11 protein-coding genes are annotated in these 14,488 nt (G+C 56.1%); 7 read left to right on the forward strand and 4 right to left on the reverse strand.

The window, feature by feature from the left end; translation table 11 throughout:
• Positions 1-446 precede the first annotated feature (446 nt).
• Together AU511_RS03170 and yiaY are read left to right on the forward strand one after the other, a co-directional pair.
• The gene (locus AU511_RS03170; RefSeq protein WP_094099902.1) at positions 447-695 is read left to right on the forward strand and encodes a GlsB/YeaQ/YmgE family stress response membrane protein; all 249 of its coding nucleotides are present in this window, start codon (positions 447-449) and stop codon (positions 693-695) included.
• Positions 696-1,111: 416 nt separating this feature from the next.
• Positions 1,112-2,260 carry an L-threonine dehydrogenase gene (gene yiaY, locus AU511_RS03175; protein WP_094108768.1) on the forward strand — a complete coding sequence of 383 codons (1,149 nt, stop codon included), beginning with the start codon at positions 1,112-1,114 and terminating at the stop codon, positions 2,258-2,260.
• A gap of 225 nt (positions 2,261-2,485) precedes the next feature.
• Here the strand turns inward: yiaY and AU511_RS03180 are convergent, their stop codons facing one another.
• Together AU511_RS03180 and pdxR are read right to left on the reverse strand one after the other, a co-directional pair.
• A complete protein-coding gene (locus AU511_RS03180) occupies positions 2,486-3,580 on the reverse strand; it encodes an ABC transporter ATP-binding protein (protein ID WP_094108742.1) in 1,095 nt (364 codons plus the stop codon).
• A 305-nt stretch (positions 3,581-3,885) separates the two neighbouring features.
• Complete coding sequence (gene pdxR / locus AU511_RS03185; RefSeq protein WP_094108743.1) at positions 3,886-5,379, reverse strand: MocR-like pyridoxine biosynthesis transcription factor PdxR; 1,494 nt, start codon at positions 5,377-5,379, stop codon at positions 3,886-3,888.
• 126 nt (positions 5,380-5,505) lie between these two features.
• On the opposite strand from pdxR, the gene AU511_RS03190 reads away from it, so the two are divergent.
• The 5 genes from AU511_RS03190 to AU511_RS03210 all read left to right on the forward strand — a co-directional run bounded on the left by AU511_RS03190 (position 5,506) and on the right by AU511_RS03210 (position 11,728).
• Positions 5,506-6,771, forward strand: a complete 1,266-nt coding sequence (locus tag AU511_RS03190; RefSeq protein ID WP_094108744.1) for a 4-aminobutyrate--2-oxoglutarate transaminase — start codon at positions 5,506-5,508, stop codon at positions 6,769-6,771.
• Positions 6,772-6,781: 10 nt separating this feature from the next.
• Positions 6,782-8,242, forward strand: coding sequence for an NAD-dependent succinate-semialdehyde dehydrogenase (locus AU511_RS03195; protein WP_094099906.1), 1,461 nt, complete (start codon positions 6,782-6,784; stop codon positions 8,240-8,242).
• A gap of 310 nt (positions 8,243-8,552) precedes the next feature.
• Positions 8,553-9,584 (forward strand): ABC transporter substrate-binding protein, encoded by a 1,032-nt coding sequence (locus AU511_RS03200; RefSeq protein WP_094099907.1) that lies wholly within the window; start codon positions 8,553-8,555, stop codon positions 9,582-9,584.
• A gap of 35 nt (positions 9,585-9,619) precedes the next feature.
• Positions 9,620-10,888 carry an ABC transporter permease gene (locus tag AU511_RS03205; protein ID WP_094099908.1) on the forward strand — a complete coding sequence of 423 codons (1,269 nt, stop codon included), beginning with the start codon at positions 9,620-9,622 and terminating at the stop codon, positions 10,886-10,888.
• A 15-nt stretch (positions 10,889-10,903) separates the two neighbouring features.
• Complete coding sequence (locus AU511_RS03210; RefSeq protein WP_094108745.1) at positions 10,904-11,728, forward strand: ABC transporter permease; 825 nt, start codon at positions 10,904-10,906, stop codon at positions 11,726-11,728.
• 179 nt (positions 11,729-11,907) lie between these two features.
• Here the strand turns inward: AU511_RS03210 and sbmA are convergent, their stop codons facing one another.
• Positions 11,908-13,140: a peptide antibiotic transporter SbmA gene (sbmA, locus tag AU511_RS03215; RefSeq protein ID WP_094099910.1), complete on the reverse strand. Its 1,233-nt coding sequence runs from the start codon at positions 13,138-13,140 to the stop codon at positions 11,908-11,910.
• A gap of 244 nt (positions 13,141-13,384) precedes the next feature.
• On the reverse strand, positions 13,385-14,482 hold the full coding sequence (sctU, locus tag AU511_RS03220) for a type III secretion system export apparatus subunit SctU (protein ID WP_094108746.1): 1,098 nt from the start codon (positions 14,480-14,482) through the stop codon (positions 13,385-13,387).
• Positions 14,483-14,488 lie beyond the last annotated feature (6 nt).

Genomic DNA, 14,488 nt, shown 5'->3' on the forward strand with positions numbered 1-14,488 from the left:
TCCTCCGTATGCCTGGCTGCCAGGTTTTAATCAGTACAATTGACTCAGTTTAGGAAAAGAATGCGGAAATATATGTAGGAATCGGGCGATAAATGCTTTGGATACAACGCTAAGCATCCTTATCACCGTGGTTGAGACGTTACAGCTAAAAGGGATTGCGCGGGTGAATGACACCTGACTGCTTGGACGCTATTAACCAATAAAAAGGCATTTCGGTCTAGTCGTTTATTTGTGATGGTATGTAACTTTTCCGCCTGTTCCGGCGACGTGAAGTCCTTGGAAAACAGAGGGCGGTCAACAAACCAGCAGTCGGATGTATTGGGCGGTACAACGTGAAATTTTGACTATACTTAACCTCGGTTTCGAATTGCGATGGTTAATCAACCATTACGCTGCGATCCTTTTTAATGGGCAAACAGGTCAGTCACTAACTAGATGAGGTAGGTATGGGCATTCTTTCATGGGTTATCTTCGGTTTGATCGCGGGTTTCCTCGCCAAGTGGATCATGCCGGGAAATGATGGCGGCGGTTTCTTCATGACGGTACTGCTGGGCGTAATCGGCGCGGTTGTCGGCGGGTATATCAGTACCTTCTTCGGCTATGGCCGCGTAGACGGTTTCAATTTCGGCAGCTTCATCGTGGCTGTTATCGGTTCACTGGTGGTGCTTTGGATCTATCGTAAAATCCGCAGTTAGCCTATAGCGATCGTTGTCCGCATCTGACAGGTGCGGACATAAAATAACCTCTGTACCTTTATTCCCCCTCCTTTATTTCTTATTGTTATCGCTGTCGACATCCTCATTTACTTTTGTTACTTAAATTTATTATTTATTTTTACTAGAATAACCGTTTCAGCGGCAATGTTCTCTTCACCCCCCGCGGACTCACGAATCTCGGCGGCATGCTTCTTTTTTTTGTCATCCTGCGGGACTCGAAAGTATTTATCATTTCATTAACAATGGCGTGTCGATAATTGATGTTCGTCATAATATTCATATCAATCGCGATAGAACCAGTCAGGTTAAGTTGTTTCAAATCAATTTAGCCTGCATGCCTCGGTGATAGGATTGCCGTTAGTTAACATTTAAAATCAATGGATATGGTGAAAAATATGAGTAGCGCATTTTATATTCCGGCAGTAAACCTGATGGGCGAAGGCTCTTTGCAGGAAGCGGCTAAGCAGATTCAGACACAGGGCTTCAAACGCGCGCTGATTGTGACCGATAGCGTACTGAACAAGATCGGCGTGGTCGCCACGGTGCAGACTTTGTTGAATGAACATCAGGTTTTCAGCGCTGTTTATGATGGCGTGCAACCTAACCCGACGGTCAAAAACGTGGACGAAGGACTGAGCTTGCTTAAGTCCAACGACTGCGACTGCATCGTTTCTCTGGGCGGTGGCTCCTCACATGACTGTGCAAAGGGGATTGCGTTGCTGGCGACCAACGGCGGCCAAATTGCAGATTACGAAGGGGTCGATAAATCACATCGTCCGCAGCTGGCGCTGTTTGGCATTAACACCACAGCGGGTACTGCTTCCGAAATGACACGCTTCTGCATCATTACTGATGAAGTGCGCCACGTGAAAATGGCTATCGTCGATCAAAACGTCACTCCGCTCATGTCCATCAACGATCCTGCACTGATGGTCGGCATGCCGGCGTCTCTGACGGCGGCAACCGGTATGGATGCGTTAACGCATGCGATTGAAGCCTACGTATCAACAGCCGCAGATCCGATCACGGATGCCGTCGCAATCAAAGCCATCGAGCTGATTCGCGACCATTTGAGCAACGCGGTACACGACGGTAAAAATATGGAAGCGCGTGAACAAATGGCCTATGCGCAATTCATGGCGGGGATGGCCTTTAACAACGCCTCTCTGGGTTATGTGCATGCGATGGCTCACCAACTGGGCGGCTTCTACAATCTGCCTCACGGGGTCTGCAACGCCGTACTGCTGCCGCATGTCGTGCGTTATAACGCCGCCGTTGCCGCCGCTCGCCTGAAAGACGTGGCGAAAGCCCTGGGCGTTGACGTCACCACCCTGAGCGACGCGGATGCAGCCGAAGCGGCGATTGCGGCTATCGTCAAGCTGTCCAGCGACATTGGCATTCCTAACGGCCTGAAAGAGCTGGGCGTCAAAGAAGAAGACTTCAATACGCTGGCGGACAACGCCCTGAAAGATGCTTGCAGCCTGACCAACCCGAGACAGGGTACGCACGCTGACATCGTCTCCGTGTTTGCGGCCGCGATGTAATTCGTCCGGGTTTCATACACTCTTGAGGGCGGCGTGAGCTGCCCTTTTTTATGCCCGAAGCATGACGACAATAAAGCGGCGGGTTGTCTACCCCGCCTGGGAATGGCCTGAGAAGCGTTATTGGTCGCGACACGCCCACGAATGCCGCGCCGGACTGGCGCGTAAATAGCCGCGGCAGTCCGACTGCGTGCACTCAAGACGTTTTCGAGGTGTGGATAAGGGCAATTAATGTGTGGTGATCACATCTAACGCCCGCAGATTTTCCGGCATCCAGGAGAGTTTTACCCCGGTGCCGACCTTCCAGGACGGATCCACATCACTAGCCGGTAGTTTGACCATAAACTGAGATTGCCCCGCGACGTCGGTCATCATCCGTACGTGGTCGCCCAGATAGATAAACTGACTGATACGCGCATTGACCTGCTGCGCGCCGGGTTGAAGATGTTCGGCGTTGATTTTGATCCGTTCGGGGCGGATGCACACCGAGATGGTTTTGCCTGGCGAACTGGGGCGGACCTTCAGCGCTTTCAGCTCGGTGCCATCTCCCAGCGTCACGTTGTAATAGTCGCCGTCGCTGCCTGACTGCGTGCCGATCAACGTGTTGTTCTCGCCGATAAACTGCGCCACGAACGCATTTTGCGGGCGTTCGTAGATATCGTTGGGGCTGTCCATTTGCTGGATGATGCCGTCATTAAATACCGCTACCCGGTCGGACATCGTCATCGCTTCGCTCTGATCGTGAGTCACATAAACCACCGTCAGTTCCAATGCGCGATGTAGCTCTTTGATCTCTAATTGCATATGCTCGCGCAGCTGTTTATCGAGCGCCCCTAGAGGTTCATCCATCAGCACCAAACGCGGCTCAAACACCAACGCGCGCGCCAGCGCCACGCGCTGCTGTTGTCCGCCGGACATCTGTGCTGGATAGCGGTCGGCAAGACTGGTCAGTTTTACGCGATCCAGCACGCGGTCGACTTTCTCTTTGATGTCACTGCGATTCAGACGGCGGATGGAGAGCGGAAAGGCCAGGTTTTCCGCCACGGTCATATGCGGAAACAGGGCGTAGTTTTGAAATACCATGCCGATGCCGCGTTGATGCGCGGGCTGATTATGTAGCGGGGTATCGCGTAACAGTATTTCTCCCTGCGTCGGGGTTTCAAACCCGGCCAGCATCATCAAACTGGTGGTCTTACCCGAGCCGGACGGGCCGAGCATCGTCAGAAATTCGCCTTCCTGAATATCCAGATTCAGGTTCTTGACGACCAGACGATCGCCATCGTAGGTCTTTTGAATATTTTTGAAGCTGACAAAGTTTTTCATTACGCCACTCTCTCACTGTGTCTGTATTCAACGAGATATGCATAAATCATGCCCGCTTAAAAATCGAGGGTGAAGACGAGAGAGTGTCGTCGGGAGGCACTGCGCGTTGGGCCGCGGTCAGGACGGTTATCTTATGGTCACCACGCGGGAAATAATTCTGCGGCGTGGTTATATTCACTGGCGAATGACTGGGCATGTTGAACGGTTTTTCGACATAGCAAGCGAGAGATCAAAAAAAGCGATGCCTCAAAATGGTGAGGTCACGGGTGGGGAAAGGCACCAAAATAGTGCCTCCAGCCTCGCCATCAAGCCTGCTTTGAAAGTGTGCGCATCTCCTTCAAACAGCTCACGACCACGGCGAACGCCCGCGCCATATCTTCCTCGTTAACGCAGGCGTACCCCAGCAGCAGCCCGCGCTGGGGGCGAGGGTGGAGGTAGTAGCTGGAAAGGGGTTTCACCATGACGCCGCGCTGAATGATGCGGCTGCTCAGCAGCACGTCGTCTGTCGCCTCGGGCAGCCGTAGAATCAGGTGCAGGCCCGCGTTGCTGTTATAGCCCAGATAGTCTTCGCCCAGATGTTCTACGATCAACTCGCTAAGCAATGCCCGGCGGCGGCCGTACAACAGGCGCATCCGGCGTATATGCGCGGCATAGTGGCCCTCGCGTAGAAACTGGCTCAGGGTCAGTTGCGTCAGCATGTGACCGCCGCGGTAGAGCTCGTCGTGACCGGTTTTAAGCTCTCGCGCCAGATGCATCGGCAGCACCATGTAACTCACCCGCAGACCCGGATAGAGCGTCTTGCTGAACGTGCCGATATAAATCACCGGCGGTTGATTCTTCAAGCCGCGCAGCGCCGGGATCGGGCAGCCGGAAAAGCGAAATTCGCTGTCGTAATCGTCCTCGATAACCCAGCTGCCGTGCTCCTGCGCCACTGCGAGCAACCGTTGGCGACGCGCCAGGCTCATCACCGCGCCCAGCGGATACTGATGCGACGGCGTAACACAGATAAGGCGAGGTATCGACTGAGGCGAGATGGTTTCCGGCGGCACCATGCCTTGCTCATCGACCTCAACGGGCGCAATGCGCAGCCCGTTGATGGTCAGTACGTTGCGCATCCCCCAGTAGCACGGCTCTTCCAGCCAGGCCAAATCCCCCGGGTTGCACAGCATTTTCGCGAGTAAATCCATCGCCTGATGCGTGCCTTCCGTGATGAGAATCTGTTCGGGGCGGCACTCCACCGAACGCGCGATACGCAGATAGTCGACTAGCGCCTCTTGGAGTTCGGGGCTGCCGCCTTTCGGCGAATAGGAAAGCTGTTCCGGCTTCATACGGCGGGTGATGCGCGTTTGCAGCCTGCGCCACAAATCGTGAGGAAAGCAGGTGATATCCGGAATACCCGGCATGAATGCGCCCCATTGACGCGCCGACGCGCCGGTATAACCCAGCAGGTTCATTCCGCGTCGCGACAGCTCCTGCATTGCGGGCCTGACGGCGCTTTCGCTGTTGTCCCGCAGTGGGGGAACGGTGGCGGACGGCAACTGCTTGGTCACATACGTTCCACTGCCGGTACGTGTTTCGATATAGCCCTCCGCCAGCAGTTGCTCGTAGGCGGCGATGACGGTATTGCGGGACAGCGACAGCTGCTGCGCCAAGTCCCGCGATGAGGGCAGGCGACAGCCGGGAGCGATAGCGCCTTCCAGGATGGCAAGCCTAATCGCGTCATTCAGCCGTTTGTTCAATGTCCCATCTTGCTGGTTTTCCAATCCCTGCAACAGCAGGTCTGTGAGTAGAGAGCGCAAATTGGATCCCTTAAATTTTATAAATTGGCTCTGGATTATAGAACCATGTAGGCGGTAAATAGCAACAACAGACGTCAATCGTCAGCCGCAAGCAATGCGTCAGTCTATCGAATCGGAGCAAACAAAATGAAAAACAGCGAACTCAATCAACGTCGTTTGGCGGCGACACCGCGTGGTGTCGGCGTCATGTGTGATTTTTTTGCGGCCAAGGCGGAAAATGCGACGTTATGGGATGTGGAAGGGAATGAATATATTGACTTTTCTGCGGGTATCGCCGTGCTCAACACCGGTCACCGCCACCCAAAACTGCTCGCCGCGGTGCGCGAACAGCTAGAATGCTTCACGCATACCGCTTATCAAATCGTGCCTTACGGCAGCTATGTCACCCTCGCGGAGCGCATTAACCAACTGGCGCCTATCGACGGCCCAGCTAAAACCACCTTTTTTACTACCGGCGCAGAAGCCGTTGAAAATGCGGTTAAAATTGCACGTGCACACACTAAGCGTCCGGGGGTTATCGCTTTCGGTGCCGCTTTCCATGGTCGTACGCTACTGACGATGACCCTGACCGGCAAAGTGGCCCCTTATTCAACGGGTTTCGGGCCGTTCCCCGGATCCATTTTTCATGCGCTCTATCCGAATGAGCATCAGGGCATCAGCGTTGAACAGGCGATAGAAAGTATCGATCGCCTGCTGCATACGGACATTGCCGCCGATCAGGTTGCGGCCATTATTCTTGAGCCAATCCAAGGCGAAGGCGGCTTCAACGTGGCGCCGCCGGAATTCATCAGCGCGCTGCGTAAATTGTGCGACCAGCACGGCATGTTGCTGATCGCCGACGAAGTTCAAAGTGGTTTTGCGCGTACCGGCAAAGTGTTCGCCATGGAGTATTACCCGGACAGAGCGGATCTGATCACGATGGCGAAAAGTCTCGGCGGCGGTTTCCCAATCTCCGGCGTTGTGGGACGTGCCGACGTGATGGATGCGCCGGGGCCTGGCGGGCTGGGTGGTACCTACGCCGGTAATCCGCTGGCGGTCGCTTCCGCGCTGGCCGTGCTGGACGTTATCGAAGAAGAGCAACTGTGCCAGCGAGCGCAGAAGCTGGGCGCTACACTGGTAGAGACGCTGGAGCAGGCCAAAGCGCACTGTCCGGCAATCGTGGATATTCGTGCTCGCGGTTCGATGGTTGCGGTGGAATTCAATGACCCGCAGACAGGAAAACCGAGCGCGGAAATCACCAAAAAATATCAGAAGGCGGCGCTGGATCAGGGGCTACTGCTGCTGACCTGCGGCGTGCACGGCAACGTCATCCGGTTCCTGTATCCACTGACGATTCCCGATGCCCAGTTCAGCCAGGCCCTGGCGCTCCTGTCCCGCGTTCTTTCTCAGTAAAGGTGGCTTCATGCAATTGAAAAATAAAACGTTATTTCGTCAGTCATGTCTTATTGACGGCCAATGGCAGGATAGCCTGAGCGGCGAAACGCTCAGCGTCAACAACCCGGCCACCGGGGCGACGCTGGGGACGATCCCGTTGGTGACGGCGGAACAGACTCAACAGGCGATCGACGCAGCGGAAAAAGCGCTCTCGTCTTGGCGTCAGCGCACGGGCAAAGAGCGTGCCGCCGTATTGCTAGAGTGGGCGCGTCTAATCCGCGAAAATCAGGCCGATCTGGCGGCGTTGCTGACAGCCGAGCAGGGTAAGTCTCTGGCGGAAGCGTCCGGCGAAATCGGCTACGCCAATGCCTTTATCGAGTGGTTTGCGGAAGAGGCCAAACGCGTTGAGGGGAGTGTGCTCCAGTCTCCGCAGGCCAATCAGCGACTGCTGGTGCTGAAACAGCCTATCGGTGTGACGGCGGCCATTACCCCGTGGAACTTCCCGGCGGCGATGATTACCCGCAAGGCCGCGCCAGCGCTGGCGGCAGGCTGCACCATGATCGTCAAACCTGCCGAACAGACGCCGTATACCGCCTTGGCGCTGGGTGAACTGGCTGTTCAGGCCGGGATTCCCGCCGGCGTTCTGCAGGTGATCACCGGCGAAGCGCCAGCGGTGGGCAAAGTGCTGTGCGACAGCCCGGTCGTTCGCAAATTGAGCTTTACCGGCTCGACGGAGGTCGGCCGTATTTTGATGGCCCAAAGCGCGCCGACGGTGAAAAAACTGTCTTTGGAACTGGGCGGCAACGCGCCGGTTATCGTATTTGATGACGCCGACCTTGAATTGGCGGTGAAAGGCATCATGGCTTCCAAGTTCCGTAACAGCGGACAAACCTGCGTCTGCGCGAATCGGATCTACGTACAGCGCGGGATTTATCCGGCGCTGGCGGCCCGGTTGGTCGAAGAAGTCAAAAAACTCAAGGTCGGCGACGGCACTGAGCCGGGAGTGACGCAGGGGCCGTTGATTGATGAACAGGCGGTCGACAAAGCGCGTCAGCACATCGATGACGCGTTGACGAAAGGTGCCACGCTATTACTCGGCGGCAAGTCCCACGCGCTGGGTGGCACGTTCTTCGCCCCGACGGTGATTGGCGACGTTACGCGCGATATGCGATTTGCACGTGAAGAGACCTTCGGTCCTGTCGCTCCGCTGTTTCCGTTTACGGATGAAGCCGAAGCCATTGCCATGGCGAACGACACCGAATTTGGATTGGCGGCGTATGTCTTCACGCGCGATGCGGTTCGTCAGTGGCGGGTGCCGGAAGCGATTGAATACGGCATGGTCGGCATCAATACCGGGCTGATTTCCAACGAAGTCGCGCCGTTCGGCGGCGTCAAACAGTCCGGGCTTGGTCGTGAAGGATCGCGCTTCGGTATCGAAGAGTATTTGGAGATGAAATATCTTTGCGTGGACCTTACGCCATCTGCCTGATGCCGCACTGACGCGGAAGACCATTCCGCGTCACCTCTCCGTCACATGGTGGTGCATTCCAACTCACGCAATGCACCATGCTAAAGCAAATTTCCCTCAGAACGCTCCCCCGTAAAATCGTGCGCACTGCACATGTTCAGGCTCTGCCCTTATCTCGCCGCACGTTGCCTTAATCCCCCTTTTTTTGCCCAAAGTGGCACGAAATATGCTTTTACAAATAGGGGATTCATCACCACAGCAATGACTGTTCACACAACTTTAAAGTGCCGCCGTTTGGCATTGCGTTCACACTTTTACCAGGAGCCAGATTATGTTGAAAAAATTTGCTTTATCCGCGCTGATTGTCGCAATGAGCTCTCAGGCCTGGGCTGAAAACCTGACCGTAATTTCCTTTGGCGGCACCAATAAGGATGCGCAGGACAAAGCGTTCTATAAGCCGTTTATGGCGGCGGGCATGGGCACGATCGAATCCGGGGAATATAACGGTGAAATGGCGCGCCTGCGTGCCATGGTTGAAACCGGTCAGATCAGCTGGGACATCGTTGAAGTCGAAGGGCCGGAGCTGCTCCGCGGCTGTAATGAGGGGCTGCTGGAACCGCTGGACTGGAAGAAATTGGGTGAGGCGTCCCAGTTTGTGAAGGGGGCGGTTTCGGAGTGTGGCGCCGGGATCTTCGTCTGGTCGACGGTGCTGACCTACAACGCCAACAAATTGAAGCAGGCACCGACCAGTTGGGCCGATTTCTGGGATGTGCGGAAGTTCCCCGGCAAACGCGCCTTACGTAAAAGCGCCAAGTTCACGTTGGAAATCGCCCTGCTGGCCGACGGCGTGAAACGTGAAGATCTGTATAAAGTGCTGGCAACGCCCGCTGGCGTGGATCGCGCGTTCAAGAAGCTCGATCAAATCAAGTCCAATATCCAGTGGTGGGAGTCCGGCGCCCAGCCGTTGCAATGGCTGGTTTCCGGCGATGTCGTAATGACCTCCGCCTACAACGGCCGCGTCGCCGTGGCGCAGAAAGAAAAGCCGGGTATCAACATCGTCTGGAAAGACAGCATTTACGATCTGGATAGCTGGGCGATCGTAAAAGGCTCGAAACACAAAGCGCTGGCGGAACAATTTATCGCCTTTGCCAATAAGCCGGAGAATCAGAAGGTCTTTGCCGAGAACATCGCCTACGGCCCCACCAATATCAAAACCAACGAACTTCTGCCTGCCGCCATCCGCTCCAACTTGCCGACCGCGCCGGAAAACCTGGAACAGTCTCTGGCAGTGGATACCGAATTTTGGATCGATCACGGGGAAGAGCTGGAGCAGCGGTTTAATTCCTGGGCTGCTCAGCAGTAATCCCGCGTCGGTCTGAAAGAGTAAGGAGAAAATTGATGACCCAGAACGAAAGGGTGGCCGCTGCGCCACCGGCCGAGCCCCTGGAGAACGCCTGCCTAAAACAGCAGCTGCGTCATGCCCAGTCGCGTTATAAGAAACGTTCGCTGCTGCTGATTGCGCCGCTGTTCTTGTTCATCCTGGCCAGCTTCCTGTTTCCCATTTTTTCGATTCTGGGCAAGAGCGTATCCAACCCTGAACTACGCACCCATATGCCCGCCACTATCGCCGCGTTGAAAGAGTGGTCGGGCAATGAGGTTCCCGATGAGGACGTATTCAAGGCGCTGATCGCCGATCTCCGCCAGGCCCGCAGCGGCGGACAGGTGGCGGCGATCACTAAACGGTTGGGGTATGAAGACGGTCAGTATCGTACGCTGGTGAACCGTACTCTGCGCAAAATGCCGCCTGCCGACAGTCCCTCGGTACGAGGACAGCTTATTGCCGATCAGCCTCTGTGGGGGGAGGTCAGCACTTGGAAAACCTTCCAACGCGCTTCCCGCCCGTTCACCAGCTATTACCTGCTTGCCGTGTTTGACCACCGGGTTGATCCGCAGACAGGAGAGATTACGGCGCAGCCGCCCGAACAATCTCTGTATATCGACGTGCTGGTGCGTACGCTGAAAATGGCCGGGGTCGTGACGTTGCTGTGCGTGGGGCTGGGCTACCCGCTGTCGTACTGGCTGGCTAAACAGCCGTCTAATCGCGCCAATTTGCTGATGATTCTGGTCTTGCTGCCGTTCTGGACCTCGCTCATCGTACGCACGGCGAGCTGGATTGTACTGTTGCAGTCCGGTGGTCTCATCAACCGCTCGCTGCTGGCGCTGAATATCATCGACCATCCGCTGGTGTTGGTGTTCAACCGCGTCGGGGTTTATATCTCGATGACGCATATCCTGATGCCGTTTTTCGTCCTGCCGCTCTATGCAGTGATGAAGGGGATTTCGCCCAATTATGTCCGCGCCGCCATCTCGCTGGGCGCGCATCCGTTTATCGCCTTCTGGCGCGTGTACGTGCCGCAAACCTATGCCGGAGTCACGGCAGGCGCGCTGCTGGTATTCATGATGGCCATTGGTTACTACATCACGCCCGCGCTGCTGGGCGGGCCGGCCGATCAGATGCTGAGCTACTTCGTGGCGTTCTTCACCAATACCACCATGAACTGGGGGATGGCGGCGGCGCTGGGGACGCAGCTGTTGGTCATCGTCACTTTGCTGTATGTGGTTTACATCCGTGTGACTCGCACCAACGCTGAGATTGCCGCGCAATAACTGGAGGACAGGGAAATGAGACAACAAGGTGCGCTGGTTATCCGTTTGTGGAATGCGTTCTTTAATTTTTACGGCGCGGCGATGCTGCTGTTCCTGATTGTACCCGTGCTGGTGATAGTGCCGCTGTCGTTCAATGCGGGCTCGTTCCTGAGCTATCCGCTGGCTGGCTTTTCACTGCGCTGGTATCGCGAGTTTTTCCACTCTAGCGAGTGGTTGAGTTCTCTCGGTAACAGTCTGCTGATCGCGCCGCTGGCGACGTTGCTGGCGACCGTGTTGGGCGTTCTTGCCGCGGTTGGCCTGGTGCGCGGTGAATTTCGCGGTAAATCGCTGGTCATGGCCGTGCTGATTTCGCCGATGATTGCGCCCGTCGTGATCGTCGCCGTCGGCATGTTTTTCTTCTTCGCCAAACTCTCGCTGCTCAACAGCTATCTGGGATTGGTGCTGGCGCATGCGATGTTGGGCGTGCCGTTCGTGGTTATTACCGTCACGGCCGTACTGAAAAACTACGACCAGAACCTCACTCGCGCCGCCGCGAGTCTGGGGGCGCCTCCGCTGTTGGCCTTCCGTAAGGTGACGCTGCCGCTGATTGCGCCCGGTGTGTTTTCCGGCGCGCTGTTCGCGTTCGCGACATCGTTCGATGAAGTCATCGTCACATTGTTTCTCGCGAGCCCGCGTCAGCGTACGTTACCGCTGCAGATGTTTGCCGGGATCCGTGAAAACCTGGACCCGACAATCGCGGCGGCCGCGTCGATGATGGTGGGGGCCGCGCTGTTACTGCTGATTGTGATGGAAGTGCTGAGACGTCGCGGTGAAAAGCTGCGCGGCGTAAAGCATGGATGATGGCGGATTGCACCCTTGAGTGAATTCGGTCAGCGCTGGCGACTGCACCGCGATAAGTTGTGTGCTGTTGGCGTCTAAACAGAAAGCCCCGAGCTAGTGACTCGGGGCTTTTTTGTGAGGATGACCGCGGGGAAGGGGCCGGAGGGGTATGCGGCATACCGCCTGCGGCTTATTCGTCGTCAGGCATCCGGCGAAGAGATGTAATCGGGATTGGGCGCGTCGTCGTCCTGGATAATGGACTCGAAGCTGCGTAGACGTTTATAGATCGACAGTAGCTCTACAATCGTGGTCCAGGAGTTGATCAAATACTGGAACGAACTGCGGACCTGGTCGAACACGTTGTTGATCTGCGACATCAGGCCCAGCGTGAGCGCACCGGCCACGATGGAGGGCAGCAACACGACGATCCCGAAGACATTGTCCACCTGCAGATACAGCACGCGCGCAATGTTGAAATAGGTGTAGTGGAAGTACAGCCGGAAGTAGTTTTTTCGCACATTGGTAAACAGCTCGCGCACGGTTGGCGGCGTGGCGCGCTCGGCATGATCCTCCCCGTAGACCAGTTCCTTACGGTAAGCGGCTTCTACGCGCTGGTTATTGAACTCCAATCCCGGCAGTTTGATGCCTATAAAAGCCAGCAGCCCGGTTCCCGCCAGCGACCAGACCAGCGCGGCGATCAGGAGGGCATAGGGGATTTGGCCGAGGATCGGCACTTCTTTGACGTGGACGGAGAGCGTAATCAGTACCGGCAAGAAGGCGATCAGCGTCATGACCGACTGGATCAGATTGACGCCCAGACTCTCGACCGTGGAGGCGAAGCGCATACTGTCTTCCTGAATACGCTGGGCGGCCCCTTCGACATGACGCAACCGCGGCCAGTGCGTCATGTAGTAGTCGTTCATCGCCATTCGCCAGCGAAAGACGTAGTGGCTGACGAAAAACATATTTAGTACGCCCACCACTACCGCACAGAGCGCGATGCCGAGAAAGACCGCCAGTTCGTGATAGAACGCGCCGATGGTGACGGCATGCGGGGTGCCGAGCGCTTTCTGAATCAGATCGTAGAAGGGCACGTACCAGGCGTTGACCGCGACGCCGACTTCCACGGAGAAGTAGGTGACGAAGATAATCAGAGCCGAACCAAGAATGGACCAGCGCTGCCAACGGTGCGGGCTGAATATAAACCAGCAGGCCGAGAACAGACCGACGGCGATCGCATAGTAGCCGTAAAACCACAGGAAGGCCGGGCTCCAGAATCGGACGGCGCTGGTGGGCAGCGGTTGATCGGTCAGATTCAGCAGATTGGCCCCCAGAGGGCGGGCGAAAGCGTACCAGAGGGCGATGCAGATCAGCGTCCAGATCGCGGCGGAAGAGAAGAACAGTTTGGGATGAGGAAAAAACGATTTAAACATAAAGTCTGTCTTACCTGTTAAACGCCGATGCACAGAGTCGGGTGCCTGTCGACCAGACCGTGGCGGCCGTTGCCGGGGAGGCGATTCTGCGCTGTGTTCAATGGATTACCATGCTTTGAGTAATACCAGATAGTGAACGGATGTGCAGGATTATATTGAAACTATTTCTAATTTTTTACCCGACAGCATGCTGTTTTCCACTTGCGTGACGGGCGACCTCAGCCGTCTTTTTGGCGAGCATACGTCACCTGACCGGCTCGTTATCCATATCGGTTACCTCCACGCCGCGCGTGGTGTCCTGCTCTAGTTGTCGCAGCACCCGATAGACCTGAGCGACGGCTTGTAGCGTGTCTCTCGGAATATAACGGCCTTCTGGCTGACGGTAGAGCGTGCGGGCGAGCCAGACGAAGCGGATCACCGGGATGTTGGCCTGATGCGCGCGCGCGATGAGCTGGCGCGCCTCCGCATCTTCGCCTTTGCACAGGATGCGCGGCAGCGGGGTTTGTCCCGGCCGGTAAAACAGCGCCACCGCGTAGTGGGTAGGGTTGACCAGCAGTAAGTCGGCATTTTCCACGTGGCCTGCCGGACGCGGCTTGGCCGGCGCGTTAAGGATGTCGCGCGCCAGCGACTTACGCTGGCCTTTCATATGCGGATCGCCCTCGGAATCCTTATGTTCGTTGCGAAGATCTTCATGACTCATTCGCTGCTGTTTCAGGAAGTAGTATTTCTGTAATCCGAAGTCGACGACGGCCAGGGCGAGCAGCGCCGCCAGCGTCGTGCGCTCCACGCGCTGGAGTACCACCGCGACACCGTGCCAGAAGCCATCCAGGTCGCCGTAAGCCAGTTCGACCAACCACTCCAACTGCGGGATAACCACGTGATAGAAGATAATGCCGATGGTGACGGTCTTCAGAGTGTTGGTCAGCATCTCCGTCAGCTTGCGCATAGAAAACATCTGCTTGATCTGATTGACGGGATTGAGCCGGTTAAAATCCAATTTAAGCGCCTCAGGGGCGAACAAGGGACCGTATTGGATCCAGGCGCCGACAATGCGCATCAATAGCGCAATCGCGACGGTCAGTAGGCATAACGTGGCCAACAGGCTGAGCGCCTCGCCGACGATCTCGTTGACCGCATGTCCGAAGGGATCGGTCAGACGCTTTAGCGGCAGTTGCATCAGCATTTCCAACTTTTCCATGCCGTCATTGACCAGCGCCAGGATCATTTCCAGCAGCGCGGCGCTAATCAACAGCTTGGGAATGTCCTGACTTTGGCCGACTTCGCCTTTGCGACGCGCATCACGTAGCTTCTTCGGGGTCGGCTTTTCGGTTTTTTCGCTCATGCGTCA

Source organism: Lonsdalea iberica (assembly GCF_002111585.1).
GTDB lineage: Bacteria > Pseudomonadota > Gammaproteobacteria > Enterobacterales > Enterobacteriaceae > Lonsdalea > Lonsdalea iberica.